The organism is Vibrio sp. Evd11 (assembly GCF_900382755.1).
Taxonomy (GTDB): domain Bacteria; phylum Pseudomonadota; class Gammaproteobacteria; order Enterobacterales; family Vibrionaceae; genus Vibrio; species Vibrio lentus.
Window position 1 is genome coordinate 22,097 of the sequence record NZ_OSDX01000024.1, and the last position, 16,476, is coordinate 38,572.

The following is a 16,476-nucleotide window of genomic DNA, read 5'->3' on the forward strand; positions in this document are numbered from 1 at the left end:
CACTATGAATATATCAAGAATTATCCTTATTGGTTGTGCTGTGTTTGCAGTGATTAGTGGCATTGGGTTGCGTGCTGAACATTCAGAAACAGCGAAAGAAAACGAGCCAGTCAATGTGCTCGATATTTCAGAGCCACATGTGGTCAGCGATGCTGAAAGAAGAGCCAAAACCTTGCTTGCTAAAGCGGTTGTCCATGTACAAAAGGATGGTGATGAGAGTGTCAAAGACTTCATGAGTGATGCCGAATATATAGACGGTGAGCTCTATGTGTTTGCTCTTGGTATTGATGGCCAATTCCTTGCCAGTGGGGGCTCTTCAATGGTGTTGGTGGGCGACAGTGTTTTGGATACTCAAGACGTTTACGGTAATCCCTTTTTCCGTGAAATGATCACTAAGGCTGTGCACAACGGGTTTGGCGAAGTTCAGTACCATTGGACTAATCCGACTGACCGCATGGGCGAGCCTAAAACCACTTTCTTTGAACGTGTGGGCGATGTGATTGTTGCGGTGGGCTATTACCCAGAACGTTCGAGTGCTGCTGAGGCGAAGAATTTATTGGCGAGAGCCATGACAGCGATAGTGGAGTCAGAACAAGAGAGCCTGACTGAGTTCAATGACGCTGAGGGTAGCTTTGTTGAAGGAGACTTGTATGTGTTTGTGATGGACATGATCTCCGGAAAGCTACTTGCACATGGTGTATCCCCTGAGCTTGTTGGACGTTCACACAACGAAATTCTAAGCCCTGACGATAAGCCAATTCTCACTGAGATGTTAAATCTCGCCAAAGAAAATGGCCGTGGTGTTTACACCTATCGATGGCTAAATCCTCTGTCGAGCAAAGTCGAAACCAAGCACACCTACTATCGAGTGATCGACAATAAATTGGTTGGGGTCGGTTATTACACAAAATCAAACAACACGTAAAAGTGTGTCTAATGAGCTCTCAGCCCAATTAAATAAAGGGTTGGGGGCGTAAATTTCGGTTTGTGTAAAAAATCAATTTAGTAAAATTCACACTGTGAAATTTTTGTTGTGAAATTGTTTAAAAAATACAAGTAGTATGAAATACATGGAAGCCACACAGTAAAGAACACATTTGAAAAGGGTCAATCAGGATTTTTGACCTACATGAAATTCAAAGCCGTAAGAGGGAAAGATTATGAATATGCTGACACTAGACAAAACAGAACTTCACAGAAACCATTCAACATTTATTGCTGAAGCTGTCTTTGCCGTAGAAATGGTGAAAGCAGACAAGCAACTCGAAAAACAAAAAATGGCGAAACAGTTGCTTGATACTCTATTCCCTCTAGAGGCGGGTTCACACGAAGATGCAGTGAGCTACGAGATTGATTATCGACATGTTCAGGTTTATTTCAAAAACGGCGAGCACACTGGCCTGAAAAGAGCGAAGCACTTTGTCGCTTATGCGGGTGATAAATCTAAACCATCGTCAATTCTATTTCGTGACGAGAGCGGTACGCATGTTGAAGTGACAATAGGTGCTCGTAAAGGCACTGGCAACTTAGAGTTGGTGAACATCGAAGACATTCAATTAGAGACATGCACCACGTTTGGCCAAACTGAAGCGAACCTCTCTTCTGGTATTCGCCACTGGGTTAGCTTAGTGAAGGGTGATGAAAGCGGCCGACCAAGCGCATCGAGTGAAGATAAAGAGTTCACTGAAAAGAATGGCGAAGACTACAACCTAGGCTTTTGCTTCGCGATTTGATGTACTGCCATTGAAATGTGCAGTCTCTGTGGCGAGAAGCGTAGCAAGACGTAGCACTGACATTTGAATACTGATTTCTCTTTTACCTTTGGTAATTTCCCCGCCCCTATAGCGGGGCTTTTTTATTAGAGCTATAAATAAATCAGGCTGTTGTTAATATTATCTGTAGAAAGTTTGCATGAGATTTTACGGTGCGTCATTTTAATTTAACGTATTGTATTTTAAGATTTTTGTCTGTTTATTTTATTCTGTTTTTATTGGGTTAACTATCACTATCAACGGTGGTTTGGGTAACTATTGAGCTAAAACTCAGTCAAAATGCTTTGAGGTGTGCTATAATACGCGCCTTGGGATTGAGCCAGTAAGTCCATTTATCACCAACCATTGTGATTTTTATCGCCTTTATTTAGGTGGTGCGGCGAGCCAATCAAGTAGTAATTGGATATGGAGAGCGTCCTTATATTCGTTGATTCGGATATGTGAACATCATAATTTATGAGTTTTAAATCAAAAAAATACAGTATCGATTCTACTGACTATCAAGTTGGTCAAGATAACGTCAGTAAATGGGGCATGGATGTCCACAACACCGTCTTCATAGCCTCAGTAGGCCTATCTCTTCTCTTCATCATCACTCTTCTTGCTCTTCCGCCAGCAGACGCTAAAGCTGCTATTGATTCTATTAAGGGTGCTGTTTTATCAAAGTTTGACTTCCTGTTTATGTGGGGAGCTAACATCATGCTAGCGTTTGCTGTTGTTCTAGCATTTTCACCGTTGGGTAAGATTCGCCTAGGTGGTGAAGACGCGACGGCGGACTATTCGATGTCATCTTGGATTGCGATGTTATTCGCAGCGGGTATGGGTATCGGGCTTATTTTCTGGGGTGTTGCTGAGCCAACCGCGTTCTTCACTAACTGGTTCGGCACACCATTGGATGCGGAACCTTTCACAGAAGCAGGCCGTGAACTGGCACTAGGTGCAACCGTATTCCACTGGGGTTTTCATGCATGGGCTATCTATGGCATGACGGCGCTTTGTCTAGCGTACTTTGTTTATAACAAAGGCTTACCGCTATCAATGCGTTCTGTGTTTTACCCAATACTGGGTGAACGAGTTTGGGGTAAAACAGGTGATGTGATCGACGTACTAACGGTACTGGTTACTCTGTTTGGCCTTGCGACTTCATTAGGCCTAGGTGGTACTCAAGCAGCAAGTGGTATTAGCCACGTGTTTGGCTTGGAAAACAACATCTACCTTCAGCAATCTATTATCGTTTTGATTATGGGCTTGGCGATCATCTCTGTTATGCGTGGCATGGACGGTGGTGTTAAGTTCCTAAGTAACCTGAACATGGTTATTGCGTTCGTATTCCTTGGTCTTATCGCTGTATTGAACTTTACGACAGTGCTTGATTCTGTGGCGACTGCGGCAACGGGCTATGTGAAAAATATCGTAGCTTTGAGCCAAAGTGCGGGTCGTGAAGACACAACATGGCTGCATGGCTGGACTGTGTTCTACTGGGCATGGTGGGTTGCCTATGCGCCATTCTTCGGTATGTTCGTAGCACGTATTTCTAAGGGCCGTACGGTTCGTGAGTTCCTACTTTGCGTATTGATTATCCCAACATTGGTAACGTCGGCTTGGATGTCGATCTTCGGTGGCGTGGCTATCGAGCAAGTAATTAACCATGTAGGGCAACTTGGCCTCGACCAAGGCATTACAGACGTATCTCTAAGCTTGTTCTACATGCTAGATGCTTACTCGTTCGGTAGCATTCTGTCAGTTCTCGCAGTCGCACTGATCATTGTGTTCTTCGTTACAACGCTAGACTCAGGCTCTATCGTTATCGATGGCATGACGGCGGGTGGTAAGCTTGAAGTTCCTGTTAAACAGAAAGTGGTTTGGGCGGTTATCTCAGGTGCTATCGCAATGGTAATGCTGTGGATTGGTGGTACTCAATCTATCCAAGCTCTGCAATCGATCACAATCATTGCTGCACTGCCGTTTACGATCATTCTTCTGATTGGCTGTTTTAGCTTGTTGAAAGGTCTACTGACTGAAGTAGATAAAGGACAAGAAAACGTTAGTGAAACCGCTAAATAAAGTAATCGAGTATGGGGAGTATATAGTTCGCTAATTACTCCTTATTCAGTGTTATTTCAAAGCTCTCTTGTACTGTGTGCAAGGGAGCTTTTTTATGCCCAAGAAGAAATCAAAGGTAAGAGAAAAGACAAAAAAAAGAGCCACAAGTGAATCGTCACTTGTGGCTCTTTTTAGTTTTAGGGAGCAGCTTTAGCTAATAGCTAATAGCTAATAGCTAATAGCTTACGCGTTCAATTCATGTTGAATAACGTAATCCAAAGCACCGACTACAGCAGCAACTTGAGCGTCATTACACTCTTCGTCAGTCACTTTGTCGCTGTCTGGGTAAACCTCTGTGGTTGTTCCGTACTTACAGTCGGTCACGCCGCCACATAAGCCAAGCTTCTTCATTGGGTAGTTGATCACACCGTGTTGGGTGACTTCAGAACCAATGATCTTGCCGTCTGCATCTGCTGGTGCAATGTGGGTTACTTTTTCGACCGAAGCAATAACCGCCGCTTGGAATTCTGGTTGCGGGTTTTCAGTATCGCCAACCGTGTAGAAACCATCTGGAATCATACCTTCGATGTACTCAATACCATCACGAGCAGCGAGTGCTGGTCGGAATTCAGTTTCATCAGAGTCTGTCGTCTCATGCAGGTCAACGTGAACCAATACTTCTGGCAAAGAGGCCACTAAAGCACGCAGGTTTGCTGATTCTTCTGCTGGCGTACCGTCATAGAAAGAGCGGTTTGGATCAACAGCATTTGGGTTCCAACGGTTGATCACCTCGTAACCCCAAGGGCTTACACAAGGTGCTACTACAATGTTGAAGTGTGCTGCGTATTTCTCTGCTTGGGTCGCTGCGAATTTGATAGCGCCATGTACACCACTGGTTTCGTAACCGTGAACGCCACCTGTAACAAGAATGGTTGGCTTTGACTCGTCCCAGTTTTTGCTCTTAATTACGAAAAGTGGGAAGCGAGCTTCGTCGTAGCTCAGTGCGCCGTATTGTTCGATGTCGAAGCGGTCTGCAAGTGCTTTAATCTTTGGTACAACTTCTTGTTGGTATTCACGCTTAACCGTTCTTTGAGCTAACCATGCTTCACGTTCTGCTTGTTGCCACTTTTGTCCTGGCTTACCAATTGGGTAGGTAGATTCACTTTTCATCTATACTTTTTCTTTTATGTTCGTGAAAGATTAAGACAGATTATTCCTGTCTAACAGAGACAGCAATAGAAAACACAACTTGTGACTTTATTTTTTACAGACTCATAACTTTGATGAGTGAATTGATGATGTTACATTTCATCGATGGTTCAATCCTTTAAAAAGAGACAATAAAATGGCTGGAGCAAGTTTATTAACACTGCTAGATGACATTGCAACCGTGTTGGATGATGTCGCACTGATGTCTAAGGTGGCAGCTAAAAAAACCGCAGGCGTATTGGGTGACGATTTAGCCCTTAACGCTCAGCAGGTATCAGGTGTTTCTGCTGAAAGAGAAATCCCAGTGGTATGGTCGGTCGCAAAAGGCTCATTTAAAAACAAGCTGATTTTGGTTCCGGCAGCATTATTGATCAGTGCGTTCATCCCTTGGTTGATCATGCCACTACTCGTGATTGGTGGCCTGTTTCTTTGTTTTGAAGGGGCGGAGAAAATCTTAGAGAAGCTCTTTCCTCATGCTCATCAACATGACGAGAAGGAAGAGGATACGAGTACTGGCGAATCCATAGAGGAATATGAGAAGAGGAAGGTCTCAGGCGCGATTCGTACCGACTTCATATTATCTGCGGAAATCATTGTGATTGCGCTAGGTACCGTAACGGGTACAAGTATCCTTACTCAGATTCTTGTCGTGAGTTTGATAGCCGTTGTGATGACGATTGGTGTTTATGGTTTAGTGGCAGGGATCGTTAAGCTGGATGATTTAGGTTTCTATCTCCAGCGCACGTCGAATGGCAGTACCATTAAAACCCGTTTGGGTAATGGGTTAGTCGCCTTTGCACCAAAGCTGATGAAGATGCTTGCTGTGGTCGGTACAGCTGCGATGTTCTTAGTTGGTGGTGGTATTGTGGTGCACAACGTTCCCGCGATTCATCATTTAATTGAACCGATTATTATGGATTTTAGTGGACATACGATCGCGACAGCGGTGGTACCGACGCTATTAAATGGTGTGATTGGGGTTTTAGCTGGCTTGATTGTCGTTGCTGTTTGGACTGCGATTGGAAAAATACGCGGTAAGTAATCGTTAATTATTTTTTATAATAAGACAGTCTTTCATCGAAACAAAAAAGGGTCACCATAATTATTATGGTGACCCTTTTCGTTAAATGGAGGGCGTTTACTTAACAGTAAGCGCTTATTTTACAATATAAGCGCTTACTTTACAGACCAAGCAATCGTCTCGCCGCCACGGATTGGCACAACAATGTCTGAACCGAAAGGCATTGTTTCAGCAACATTCCATTCTTCTTTAACAAGATTGATGGTGTCTGCATTACGTGGCATGCCGTAGAAATCCGGACCATTGTGGCTCGCGAACGCTTCTAGGTTCTCAATCTTGCCTTCTAAATCGAACACTTCAGCGTACAGTTCAACCGCAGCGTGTGCTGTGTAAGAACCTGCACAACCACATGCTGACTCTTTAGCACCTTTAGCGTGTGGCGCAGAGTCTGTACCCAAGAAGAACTTCTTGCTACCGCTTGTTGCCGCTTCGATAAGTGCTAACTGGTGTGTGTTGCGCTTAAGGATAGGTAGGCAGTAGAAATGTGGCTTAATGCCGCCAACCAACATGTGGTTACGGTTGTAAAGCAAGTGGTGAGCTGTGATGGTTGCCGCTACGTTCTCGTTAGCGTTCTTAACGAAAGTCGCTGCATCTGCAGTCGTGATGTGCTCTAAAACGATCTTCAGGTTAGGGAAGTCGTTAACAATCGGTGCTAGAACTGTGTCTAGGAACTCTTTTTCACGGTCAAAGATATCAACATCGTGAGCCGTTACTTCACCGTGTACAAGCAGCAACATACCCACTTCTTGCATCGCTTCTAACACGTGGTAAATCTTTTGAGCTGAAGTTACGCCTGAATCCGAGTTTGTCGTCGCGCCAGCAGGGTATAGCTTCGCCGCTACAACAGCGCCAGATTCTTTCGCTTTGCGAATTTCGTCAGGTGTTGTGTTGTCTGTTAGGTAAAGTGCCATTAGAGGCTGGAACTGTTCATTTGGCTGCTCTGCCATGATGCGTTCACGGTACGCAAGAGCCATTTCGGTATCGGTTACCGGTGGGATGGTGTTTGGCATGATTAACGCTCGACCATTGTAGCGGCTGATATCGCGGACTGTATCTTTTAATACTTCGCCATCGCGTAGATGAACGTGCCAGTCGTCAGGACGAGTAATCGTAAGTTGTGTCATTGAAGGCTCCCACCATTTGAAGTGTTATGTAGTTGGAGCCTAAACTCAGCGAAATCTGTGAAAGCAATCGCTTACGTTTAGGCGACAGGATGATAGTGGAAAAGCACTTTCATTTCATCCTATTTTTAACTCTTCAGGATTAGGAGCTTGTTTTTATGGATATTTTATTCGGTATCTATTTGTTGATAAGGGTTATCTGGTGGCTACCCACAGACCATGGATCATTCCTGGAACCCAGAAGAAGAAAGTAAGAATGATATTGATCACCAAATCTTTCCCGGCGCCGCGAGCGAAGAACACACCAACAGGTGGAAGCAGTACACATAAGATGATAATGACGAGTTTGTTCATGATAAATCCTTTTTATTCAATGAAAGTTCAATGCGGTAATCGTGTTCATATTATAGAACGTCTGGAGAGTGTTACTGCATTGCTGCCTTAATGTATCAAGATAGAAAGCTAAACATCTCAAGATACTAGCTTAGTATCAAGTGTTTAATGCCTGCCAGTTTATCTATTTATAACCATTTGTTAGCATTGGGACAAACAACAAAACATTGGAATCGTTATGTCGCAGTCACCTTTGGATCAAAAGGCTTTGGAGCAAGAGCTTTCAGGTCAACAGCCCTCCTTATCTCAAATTAATGTGTTTCCGGTTAAATCAGTGGGCGGGATCGCACTCTCTTCTGCTTGGGTCGAAAAACAGGGTCTTACTTTCGACAGACGTTTTATGTTGGGACTGGCTGACGGCTCAATGGTTACAGCGCGTAAGTATCCGAAAATGGTCAAGGTATCTTCAAGCTTGCAGCCTGACGGTTTGATCTTCACTTATGAAGGCAAAGAGCCTTTGCGTCTCAAGTATGCAAATTTCAAGATGCAAGAAGCACCAGCAACGGTTTGGAAAGACAGTTTTACTGCTTACACCACCAACGATGAAGCCGATGATTGGTTCAGTGATGTGCTCGGAGTTCGTGTTGAGCTACTGTTCTCTGGTGAGCAATCGAATCGTGTTCGTGAAAAACTCGGTCAGAATGTCAGTTTCGCTGATGGTTACCCAATGTTAGTGATCAGCCAAGCATCGCTAGATGAGCTTAATCGCCGCAGCCCTGAAGTTCACTCTATGGATCAGTTCCGCACCAATTTTGTAGTTTCGAATACCGAAGCTTTTGCTGAAGATGGTTGGAAGCGTATCCGTATCGGTGAGGTTGAGTTCGAAGCGGTGAAGCCTTGTGAGCGTTGTATCCTAACGACAGTTGATGTTGAGCGTGGCGAATTTAGAGCAACAAAAGAGCCGCTTAATACCTTCTCTACATTCAGAGCTAATGAGCGTGGTGGTGTTTTCTTTGGTCAGAATCTTGTGGCTAAAAATGAAGGTTTGGTTAAAGCGGGTGATGTGGTTGAAGTACTCGAAACCAAAGAGAAAGAACACTACGAAGACACATGGGTTGAGTCGTTACATTTAACGTGTGTTGAGCGCGAAGAGATCGCTCGTGACTTCACGACCTTTTGGTTAGAACCTGCCAAAGAAAACCATTCATTGCCAAGTTATCAGCCAGGGCAACATCTTCCGATTGAGATGGTGATTGATGGCGAGAAGGTTTGTCGTCGTTACACGTTATCTTCTAGCCCTTCACGAGCGGGTCGTTTAGCGATTTCAGTGAAGCGAGTGGACGATGGTCAAATCTCTAACTGGTTAAATGATCACTTCCAAGTGGGTGATACTTTGGTTGCTCAAAATCCAGATGGTGCGTTCTACTTAGAAGCGGATCCAACTCACCCGTTACTGCTTTTGTCTGCAGGCAGCGGTATTACGCCAATGCTGTCGATGCTTCGCTACCTCGCCGACCATGGTCAAATTGATGATGTGGTTTTCTATCATCAATGCAGCAGTGAAGAAGACATCCCTTATCAAGCTGAAATTGATAAGTTCGCCAGTGAGCACGCGGGTCTTCGTGTGATTTATTCATTAAGCCAACCAACCAAAGAGTGGGATGGTTTATCTGGGCGTCTAAGCGTGTCGCATGTTGCTAAAATTGAAGCACTACACAAGCGTCAAGCGTTCGTGTGTGGTCCTGATGGTTTTATGGATAATGCAAAGAAACTGCTGATTCAAATGGGACTCAACCCTCAGCATTACCATCAAGAAGCGTTTGGTGTGGCTCAATCGACCGAGGAGGCTGTGAAGCAACTTCAGTTGAGTGTGAATGGCTACCTGTTCGAAGGTAATAACCAATCAACGCTATTAGAGCAAGCAGAGTCGGCGGGGGTATCTATTGCTTCAAGTTGTCGTGCGGGTTTCTGCGGTGCTTGTAAAGTGACCCTTGAGTCTGGGCAAGTTCACCAACCGGATGTGCCAGCGCTGCAAGAGCATGAACGTAACATGGGGCAGATACTGGCGTGTTGCAGTGTTCCGCAAACTGATATCGAAGTTGTCGATTAACGTCTCGTTAGATCATTAAGAAAAACGCATTAAAAAACACTAAATAGAAAAAGCCGGAAGTTCACAAATGAGCTTCCGGCCTTTTTGATTCTGAGACTAATTCAAAAATTAATCGTAGATCGTTGGGATTGGTTGACGTTTGTGTTGTGTCGCTTTGTAGATGCTTACTAAGCGATCGGATACGTCTTGAGGCACTTCTTTACCTTCAAGGAAATCATCAATTTGATCGTAAGAAAGGTTTAAGGCTGCTTCATCGGCTTTCTGTGGATCAAGCTCTTCTAGATCAGCAGTGGGTACTTTCTTAACAAGTTGCTCTGGAGCGCCCAGCGTTGCTGCAAGCTCACGAACTTGGCGTTTGTTCAAACCAAATAGTGGTGCCAAGTCACATGCGCCGTCACCGTGCTTAGTGTAGAAGCCAGTGATGTTTTCCGCTGAGTGGTCAGTACCAATCACAAGACCGCCAACGTAACCAGCAATTTCGTATTGTGCGATCATGCGAGCACGAGCTTTCACATTGCCTTTCACAAAGTCGATTTTTGCAGAATCTGTTGGTAGTAAGCCTGTGCCTTCTAAAGCCACGTGAGAAGCTGCGTGAAGCCCGTCAACACCCGCTTTAATGTTTACAGAAACTGATTGAGAAGGCTCGATGAAAGATAAAGCGAGTTGTGCTTCGTCTTCATCTTTTTGCTCGCCATAAGGTAGGCGAACCGCGATGAATTGATAATCGTTGCTGCCAGACGTCTCATTTAGGCTGTTAACGGCCATTTGCGCTAGGCGACCACATGTCGTTGAGTCGACACCGCCGCTGATACCTAGGATAAGAGACTTACATCCAGATTGTTGAAGTTTAGTTTTGATAAAATCCACGCGACGAGTCACTTCAAAGTGAGGGTCGATAGAAGGTAGTACGCGCATTTCGTCACGAATTAACTGTTCCATTCGTATTCCTTTCCTGCAAGCAAATTAAAAATCTAGTGTTATCATACCTAAATCATCCGATTTAAAAACCTCTTTGCACAAGCTTAGAAAGAGAAGGCAGCAATAAACCATGGAAAAAATAGCCATTTTCGGTAGTGCGTTTAATCCACCGAGCTTAGGTCATAAAAGTGTGATTGATTCACTGGCTCACTTCGACAAAATTCTACTCGTTCCAAGCATTGCTCATGCTTGGGGAAAAGAGATGCTAGACTTTGATACGAGATGTCAGTTAGTTAACGCATTTATTAGCGATCTTTCACTGGATCAAGTTGAGCTTTCTTTGATCGAAAAGAGTTTGTTTACCCCAGGTGAAAGCGTGACCACTTATGCAGTGCTGAGTGAGCTTCAAAATTTATATCGTGACGCGGAACTCACGTTCGTTATTGGGCCTGACAACTTCTTTAAGTTTTCTTCTTTCTATAAATCAGATGAGATTACCGAGCGATGGTCTGTGATGGCTTGCCCTGAAAAAATCAAAATTCGAAGCACCGATATTCGCAATGCTTTGCAAAATGGGAGCAATGTGGCAAAACTGAGTACAAAGTCAGTTACAAAGATATTGCAAGGCAGTGGACTGTATACAATAATGTAAATTCACTAATTCAAGAGGTCTGATGACTATGCTAAAGCGCGCGATACCAGCGACGATGATCATTGCAGCATGCAGTATGCCTGCTCAAGCTGATTGTGATTTCTTTAGTTTAGATTCGATCATGCTGACTTCTGATGATGAAAACAGCTGCTTAGACTTCTCTTCGAGTATTGAGTCTTTTGGCCAACGCATGATGGAAATCAGCGGGCTAAGTGATGAAGAGCCTGAAGCTCCAGACTATTGGTCTGATTGGGTTCTTCAAAGCAAAGACACGCCACTGTTAACTCAGAGCCTTGAATCCAACTATGTTGGTTTGGGTATGTGGTTCCCAGAAGATCTTGAAGATGAGCAGTATGATATGTCGACTGAAGAGTGGTTGATGAATCATGGCCTTCAACTGAGCATCGGTTTTGGCGAGAAAGTTGAAGGGCAACCTCGTATGCGCTTTGATTACCGCTGGCATGATTCACGAGACGCAGACCTTATGATGCAGGTTGAATTGCCATTCTAGATTGCTAATCATTAATCTACGTTTAAATGCTAAGAATTAAAAAAGCCGCAAAAACTGAGTTTTTGCGGCTTTTTAGTATCTGGTTTGTTTAGCTATCGCCAAGCTATAAATCTTCACCGAAAACAAGCATGCACAGTTGTTCGAATTCTTCTTCTTTCCCAGAGAACAAATCATCAATCACAAGCGTACGTTTTTGACCTGATTGCATGCGTTTCTTCGCTTCGCGCATGACCATCACCAAGGTGTGTTCTTGTGGCAGATTCGAATCATCAATGTTCCACTGATTGAATCGCTGAGACAGAGCACTTTCACAAAGCAGTGGTTTAAACGACAACACTTCTTGCTTCAATACAGAAAGCATATCTTTAAACGCTTGTTCCGTATTATTGGCATTGGAAGTACGAGCTTTGGTTTGCTCTAGCTTTTCTAGTAGCGCCGAAGAGAGGTTAGTTTGCGTGATGTAACCCGCTTGTCTTGGGAATGAATCCGTCAAACGAACCGAAAAATCGACACGATTAACCTGTGTATTCGGGAAGTAGGTCAGTGAAGTTAAGCAGTCATAAGGAACCCAAATACTTTGACCGGGTTCAACTGCGTACTCTTGTTTACCGAGCTTTATTAAAACCAAACCACTCTGAACCGATACAAGGCTATGTTTTAGTACTTTCTTGCGAGGTGTGATCACCAAGTGTGAAAAGTAAGCCGATGTATATTCAATAGCGAAGTTCATAGATAGTACCTTAGTTTTGGGACGTCAAGATTACCGCTAATCTTAAAGAATGCCAACAATAACAGGGGATTTTCAATCTTTCTGGTCTGACCTTGTCAAAAGTATGGGTTCTGTAGCTGCGAGAAGTCAAAACAACGCGTAGAATGAGCCAGCTATTTATTATATGAATTAAAAAATGACCTCTCCGACCGATCCATATGTTGATATTCGTCCTTACGGCGATGATGAAATTCCAGCGGCACTAAACCGTCTTATTAATGATGAAGAATTTATCAGTGCGATCCTGCACTACCGTTTTTCAAACCATGCGTCTTGGTTTAAAGCATTAATGAGCCCGATCTTACGCGTTTACTTGAAAATGAAATGGAGCAAGCTGACCAGCGTTGAATCCATTCAGATTGAAGTTAAAAAGTACTTACGCGACACGCTAGCTAAGACTACTAATGGTGTTACATACACTGGCGTAGAGTCACTGGATGCGAATCAAGCTTATTTGTTTGTCTCTAACCATCGTGATATCGCTATGGATCCTGCACTTGTTAACTACGCTCTGCATCAAAATAACCACCAGACTTGTCGTATCGCTATTGGTGACAACCTGCTGAAGAAGCCATGTGCGACTGAACTGATGCGTCTGAACAAAAGCTTCATCGTAAAGCGTTCTCTAAAAGGGCCACGTGAAATGATGAAAGCGCTAGGGCAGTTGTCTTCGTACATTAAGCACTCTCTAGAAACCGGTAACTCTATTTGGATCGCTCAGAAAGAAGGTCGTGCAAAAGACGGCAATGATTTCACAGAGCCAGCAATTCTGAAGATGTTCCATGTTGAAGGGCGTAAGCAAAAAATCGCATTTCCAGAGTACGTGAAATCATTGAAGATCGTTCCTGTGGCTATTTCATACGAAAACGATCCGTGTGATACAGCGAAAGCCATAGAGCTTTTTGAAAAAGACGTAAACGGCAGTTACGAAAAAGGTGAGTTTGAAGATATCGAAAGTATCATTCAAGGTATCATCGGTAACAAAGGACGTGTTCATGTCGGCTTCGGTCAAGTTATCGAGCAAGATTTTGAAACGCCAGAAGCGCTTGCTGAAGAGATCGACCGCCAGATCCATGACAACTACAAACTTTTTCCTGTGAACCTGCTGGCTGCAGAAAAAGATGATGAGTCTATTACAGAAGTCGTTAAGAAAGAGTTTGAAGAAAAGTTATCAGGCTTGCCTAAAGGTGCTCGTCAGTACTTAATCGATAGCTATGCGAACCCAGTGAAGAACATTGGCTAGGTCGCTATTGGTTAGTGCGCATAGCCGCTAACCAACAAGAGATTGAATTGAAAAAGGAGCCTAAGGCTCCTTTTTTGTATCTGTGTGTTGGTATTTTTCTCTAAACGCCAAAATTAAATAGCCAATGAGTCGGGCTGAACTTAGCGAGCAACCGCGCCACCAAGATCTAAGTTGGTTGGCCACGTGGTAATCGTGTTACCTCCGAGGTAGATGTTTCCTTTTACTGTCATCGTATCGGGGAATGCAGTAATCGCAGAACCGCCTATATATAAATCTCCATCAATGACTATCCCATTCGGGAGCTCCCCCAAAGGAGTGCGAATCACACTGAGGTCGCCTTTCACTCGAAAACCGTTAGGCAATCTTTGAAGCGGCGTATCGGTCAGGTTAATAAACCCTCCAACTCTAACGCCTCTCGGCCAACTGGTGATTTGGCTGCCAATCAAGTCGGCATAGCCTTTAATCTTTACCCCCGACGGAACTCGGGCAAGTTGGCTGTTACCGCCTTTAAGGCTACCGTTTACTTCTAACCCTTTGGGTAGGCGTGTTATCGCAGTATTTTCTATATTGAGGTTGCCATCGACCACTAACCCCGTCGGAAGCGACGTGTAAGGTTTATTTCGTAAATATAAGTTTCCGTAATTATCGAGATGGTTCAATATTTGATACTGATCGAGTGGTTCTGCGGCTACATTTGTTATGGTTAAAGAACCAATAATAAGTGCAATTATTCGGATCATAACAAGCTTCTTATTACGAGAGACGTTAACACTATAATGAAAAAATTATTCTCGCATAGTGTTTTACTCATTTGTTGGTAGGTAAAAAGGTATAGAGCGCAATGAAAGATGAATCTGTGATTGAAATAAAGCGTCAAATTCTAAAAGGTTTTGTGATTTTAACCTCTGTGTTTTGTTCAGTATCAGCGAATGCTAATAAAATAATATCCACGCCCGCTAAGGCTGCTGTCGTCGTCACTCAGAGCGGTTCACAGCAACGAGTTTGTTATTATGATGATAAGGCATATAGTCTTGGTGCTGTCGTTGAAGTTTCAGGTGTTTTGATTCGATGTGCGGCTGAAAATGATTTTGAGACCAATGGTGCACTAGGGTGGATTGAAATTATAAAAAAAGACGAGTAATAAACTCGTCTTTTAGTGATATGAATATTAGTGCTTAAATTAACGCGCTAGAGAGCGAGTCTTAAGTTCGAAAATAATCTTCTCAGCACTGACTTCAAATTTAAAGCGTGCATGTAATTCCGTGCTCTCTTCTGTCATCTCTGAGGCTTCAAACTCGACATTGCTAGACACTTGCTTAGCTAACTCAACGTACTTAGCAAACTCAGCTTCAATAAGGGCTTTAGAGCTACCGTAAACAGTTACCTCAGCAACCTCATCGCCTTCTTTAATGATGAAACCGATCTCACCTGCGCAGCCGCAAGCCTCACATACATCATTTTTACCAACATCTTGGCTCATAAATAATCCTCTTACAAAATCTGAGGTTATTCTAACGAGCAATTTGATCTGTATCTACAAAAATTAAAATCTTTGAACTAATTTACACTGGTATGCTATGTTGTTTGAATAGAGGTGAAATTAATATGAACATTCGCGGCGCAAAATATCTATGTGATCTTGATCATGTTTTGCTGAAGATTAATGTTATTAATTTGTCAGAATATCATTCACTTAGTTGCGTCAGGAATGATTTTATAAGACTATCTATCGCTTGATAGGTATTTATACAATGAATTTTTCGTTGGGTATTTCATATTCTAAGTCGTTATTTAAAATTACTGGCTTAGGATCGTAAGGTGGTTATTCGAAGAATAATTAGACTAAGCGTCCAAAGAGGCGTCACTGTCGAATTGTTCGTACATAGTATTTGTGTGAATGTAGTTATAAATACTTGCGATAAAACACCTTGCTCACATAATGCTGATAACGATTTGCATTCTGACTTCAATTGACTGAGTTAGATGGATTTACAAAGAGAAGAGCCTGAATATGCCAAAGCGTAGTAAAGAAGATACAGAAATCACTATCCAGAAAATCATGGATGCCGTTGTAGACCAGCTATTAAGATTGGGTTACGATAAGATGTCATACACGACGTTGAGTCAGCAAACGGGCGTTTCTCGTACAGGTATAAGCCACCACTTTCCAAAGAAAACAGACTTTACAGCAGCGCTAGACGGTCGAATCTTCAAGATGTTCATGGAACACATTGACTTCGAAAATGGTCTTGATGCATTCTCTGCTAGCTGGGTTACAGCACTTGAAGACGCTGAATTCCTAGCAATCTTACGTTTACTTTTCCATCATATCGTTACTGCTGAAAGCGCACATGAGTTTGCGGCAAACGGTATTGATCGTCTTTACAAGCTAACTGAAACTCAATTTGGTGATACTAGCGGTAAAGAACTAGAGTGGTTGATTGGTAAATCATTGATTCGTATGAGCCAATAATCAACACACAATGAAAGAAGCTCCTAAGGGAGCTTTTTTTGTGCCTGTCATTTCACTTCTCCTATCACTTCTTTTCGTTTTTCTGCCGTACGTTTACCGTTTTACCAATTTTTGCATTTGTGTTGAATGGAGTTATTTCTTTTCTTTTTATATGCTTACGTTCACGCCTTATACTTTCGCTCCATTGCGAAAAGCTAAGGAACACCAATTGATAATGTTGATTTCTAGAGCCTCAAACGTT

The 16,476-nt window shown here is 43.2% G+C and carries 17 protein-coding genes; 10 read left to right on the forward strand and 7 right to left on the reverse strand.

All coding sequences use genetic code 11. The features are described from left to right. The first annotated feature begins 4 nt into the window (after window positions 1–4). From ED652_RS12170 to ED652_RS12180, 3 genes are all read left to right on the forward strand, one after another. Window positions 5–925 carry a cache domain-containing protein gene (locus ED652_RS12170; RefSeq protein ID WP_122054959.1) on the forward strand — a complete coding sequence of 307 codons (921 nt, stop codon included), beginning with the start codon at window positions 5–7 and terminating at the stop codon, window positions 923–925. A 235-nt stretch (window positions 926–1,160) separates the two neighbouring features. Continuing rightward, on the forward strand, window positions 1,161–1,733 hold the full coding sequence (locus ED652_RS12175) for a malate synthase (protein ID WP_009845766.1): 573 nt from the start codon (window positions 1,161–1,163) through the stop codon (window positions 1,731–1,733). Window positions 1,734–2,228: 495 nt separating this feature from the next. After that, window positions 2,229–3,836: a BCCT family transporter gene (locus ED652_RS12180; RefSeq protein WP_009845765.1), complete on the forward strand. Its 1,608-nt coding sequence runs from the start codon at window positions 2,229–2,231 to the stop codon at window positions 3,834–3,836. A gap of 222 nt (window positions 3,837–4,058) precedes the next feature. On the opposite strand, the gene ED652_RS12185 is transcribed toward ED652_RS12180, so the two are convergent. Next, entirely contained in the window at window positions 4,059–4,985 is a 927-nt protein-coding gene (locus tag ED652_RS12185; protein WP_122054961.1) for a M14 family metallocarboxypeptidase, read from the reverse strand. Window positions 4,986–5,160: 175 nt separating this feature from the next. Here ED652_RS12185 and ED652_RS12190 point away from each other — a divergent pair, with 175 nt between their 5' ends. Next, entirely contained in the window at window positions 5,161–6,066 is a 906-nt protein-coding gene (locus ED652_RS12190) for a DUF808 domain-containing protein (protein ID WP_122054962.1), read from the forward strand. A gap of 134 nt (window positions 6,067–6,200) precedes the next feature. Here the strand turns inward: ED652_RS12190 and pyrC are convergent, their stop codons facing one another. Both pyrC and ED652_RS12200 read right to left on the reverse strand, forming a co-directional pair. Further along, window positions 6,201–7,229, reverse strand: coding sequence for a dihydroorotase (gene pyrC, locus ED652_RS12195; RefSeq protein WP_122054964.1), 1,029 nt, complete (start codon window positions 7,227–7,229; stop codon window positions 6,201–6,203). Between the two features lie 192 nt (window positions 7,230–7,421). Continuing rightward, on the reverse strand, window positions 7,422–7,580 hold the full coding sequence (locus ED652_RS12200) for a YqaE/Pmp3 family membrane protein (RefSeq protein WP_017059962.1): 159 nt from the start codon (window positions 7,578–7,580) through the stop codon (window positions 7,422–7,424). A 217-nt stretch (window positions 7,581–7,797) separates the two neighbouring features. Between ED652_RS12200 and ED652_RS12205 the strand changes: the two genes are divergently transcribed. Further along, entirely contained in the window at window positions 7,798–9,669 is a 1,872-nt protein-coding gene (locus ED652_RS12205) for a hybrid-cluster NAD(P)-dependent oxidoreductase (RefSeq protein ID WP_122054966.1), read from the forward strand. Between the two features lie 108 nt (window positions 9,670–9,777). Here the strand turns inward: ED652_RS12205 and nadE are convergent, their stop codons facing one another. Next, window positions 9,778–10,608, reverse strand: coding sequence for an ammonia-dependent NAD(+) synthetase (nadE, locus tag ED652_RS12210; RefSeq protein WP_122054968.1), 831 nt, complete (start codon window positions 10,606–10,608; stop codon window positions 9,778–9,780). Between the two features lie 109 nt (window positions 10,609–10,717). On the opposite strand from nadE, the gene ED652_RS12215 reads away from it, so the two are divergent. After that, complete coding sequence (locus tag ED652_RS12215; RefSeq protein WP_122054970.1) at window positions 10,718–11,239, forward strand: nicotinate-nicotinamide nucleotide adenylyltransferase; 522 nt, start codon at window positions 10,718–10,720, stop codon at window positions 11,237–11,239. 22 nt (window positions 11,240–11,261) lie between these two features. After that, window positions 11,262–11,750 carry a hypothetical protein gene (locus ED652_RS12220; protein WP_017109016.1) on the forward strand — a complete coding sequence of 163 codons (489 nt, stop codon included), beginning with the start codon at window positions 11,262–11,264 and terminating at the stop codon, window positions 11,748–11,750. Between the two features lie 103 nt (window positions 11,751–11,853). Here the strand turns inward: ED652_RS12220 and ED652_RS12225 are convergent, their stop codons facing one another. Further along, the gene (locus ED652_RS12225) at window positions 11,854–12,480 is read right to left on the reverse strand and encodes an AraC family transcriptional regulator (protein WP_122054971.1); all 627 of its coding nucleotides are present in this window, start codon (window positions 12,478–12,480) and stop codon (window positions 11,854–11,856) included. A 175-nt stretch (window positions 12,481–12,655) separates the two neighbouring features. On the opposite strand from ED652_RS12225, the gene ED652_RS12230 reads away from it, so the two are divergent. Further along, window positions 12,656–13,762 carry a 1-acyl-sn-glycerol-3-phosphate acyltransferase gene (locus ED652_RS12230; RefSeq protein WP_102560482.1) on the forward strand — a complete coding sequence of 369 codons (1,107 nt, stop codon included), beginning with the start codon at window positions 12,656–12,658 and terminating at the stop codon, window positions 13,760–13,762. A 140-nt stretch (window positions 13,763–13,902) separates the two neighbouring features. On the opposite strand, the gene ED652_RS12235 is transcribed toward ED652_RS12230, so the two are convergent. Beyond that, complete coding sequence (locus ED652_RS12235; RefSeq protein WP_122054973.1) at window positions 13,903–14,502, reverse strand: hypothetical protein; 600 nt, start codon at window positions 14,500–14,502, stop codon at window positions 13,903–13,905. Window positions 14,503–14,603: 101 nt separating this feature from the next. Between ED652_RS12235 and ED652_RS12240 the strand changes: the two genes are divergently transcribed. Further along, on the forward strand, window positions 14,604–14,903 hold the full coding sequence (locus ED652_RS12240; RefSeq protein ID WP_122054975.1) for a YnjH family protein: 300 nt from the start codon (window positions 14,604–14,606) through the stop codon (window positions 14,901–14,903). A gap of 39 nt (window positions 14,904–14,942) precedes the next feature. Here ED652_RS12240 and ED652_RS12245 read toward each other — a convergent pair whose 3' ends face one another. Further along, entirely contained in the window at window positions 14,943–15,242 is a 300-nt protein-coding gene (locus ED652_RS12245) for a YfcZ/YiiS family protein (protein WP_122054977.1), read from the reverse strand. A 531-nt stretch (window positions 15,243–15,773) separates the two neighbouring features. On the opposite strand from ED652_RS12245, the gene ED652_RS12250 reads away from it, so the two are divergent. Further along, window positions 15,774–16,235, forward strand: a complete 462-nt coding sequence (locus ED652_RS12250; RefSeq protein WP_017105619.1) for a TetR/AcrR family transcriptional regulator — start codon at window positions 15,774–15,776, stop codon at window positions 16,233–16,235. Window positions 16,236–16,476 lie beyond the last annotated feature (241 nt).

Coding starts and splice junctions, on each gene's coding strand:
- ED652_RS12170 (WP_122054959.1), top strand. CDS start 5: ATGAATATATCAAGAATTATCCTTATTGGTTGTGCTGTGTTTGCAGTG.
- ED652_RS12175 (WP_009845766.1), top strand. CDS start 1,161: ATGAATATGCTGACACTAGACAAAACAGAACTTCACAGAAACCATTCA.
- ED652_RS12180 (WP_009845765.1), top strand. CDS start 2,229: ATGAGTTTTAAATCAAAAAAATACAGTATCGATTCTACTGACTATCAA.
- ED652_RS12185 (WP_122054961.1), bottom strand. CDS start 4,985: ATGAAAAGTGAATCTACCTACCCAATTGGTAAGCCAGGACAAAAGTGG.
- ED652_RS12190 (WP_122054962.1), top strand. CDS start 5,161: ATGGCTGGAGCAAGTTTATTAACACTGCTAGATGACATTGCAACCGTG.
- pyrC (WP_122054964.1), bottom strand. CDS start 7,229: ATGACACAACTTACGATTACTCGTCCTGACGACTGGCACGTTCATCTA.
- ED652_RS12200 (WP_017059962.1), bottom strand. CDS start 7,580: ATGAACAAACTCGTCATTATCATCTTATGTGTACTGCTTCCACCTGTT.
- ED652_RS12205 (WP_122054966.1), top strand. CDS start 7,798: ATGTCGCAGTCACCTTTGGATCAAAAGGCTTTGGAGCAAGAGCTTTCA.
- nadE (WP_122054968.1), bottom strand. CDS start 10,608: ATGGAACAGTTAATTCGTGACGAAATGCGCGTACTACCTTCTATCGAC.
- ED652_RS12215 (WP_122054970.1), top strand. CDS start 10,718: ATGGAAAAAATAGCCATTTTCGGTAGTGCGTTTAATCCACCGAGCTTA.
- ED652_RS12220 (WP_017109016.1), top strand. CDS start 11,262: ATGACTATGCTAAAGCGCGCGATACCAGCGACGATGATCATTGCAGCA.
- ED652_RS12225 (WP_122054971.1), bottom strand. CDS start 12,480: ATGAACTTCGCTATTGAATATACATCGGCTTACTTTTCACACTTGGTG.
- ED652_RS12230 (WP_102560482.1), top strand. CDS start 12,656: ATGACCTCTCCGACCGATCCATATGTTGATATTCGTCCTTACGGCGAT.
- ED652_RS12235 (WP_122054973.1), bottom strand. CDS start 14,502: ATGATCCGAATAATTGCACTTATTATTGGTTCTTTAACCATAACAAAT.
- ED652_RS12240 (WP_122054975.1), top strand. CDS start 14,604: ATGAAAGATGAATCTGTGATTGAAATAAAGCGTCAAATTCTAAAAGGT.
- ED652_RS12245 (WP_122054977.1), bottom strand. CDS start 15,242: ATGAGCCAAGATGTTGGTAAAAATGATGTATGTGAGGCTTGCGGCTGC.
- ED652_RS12250 (WP_017105619.1), top strand. CDS start 15,774: ATGCCAAAGCGTAGTAAAGAAGATACAGAAATCACTATCCAGAAAATC.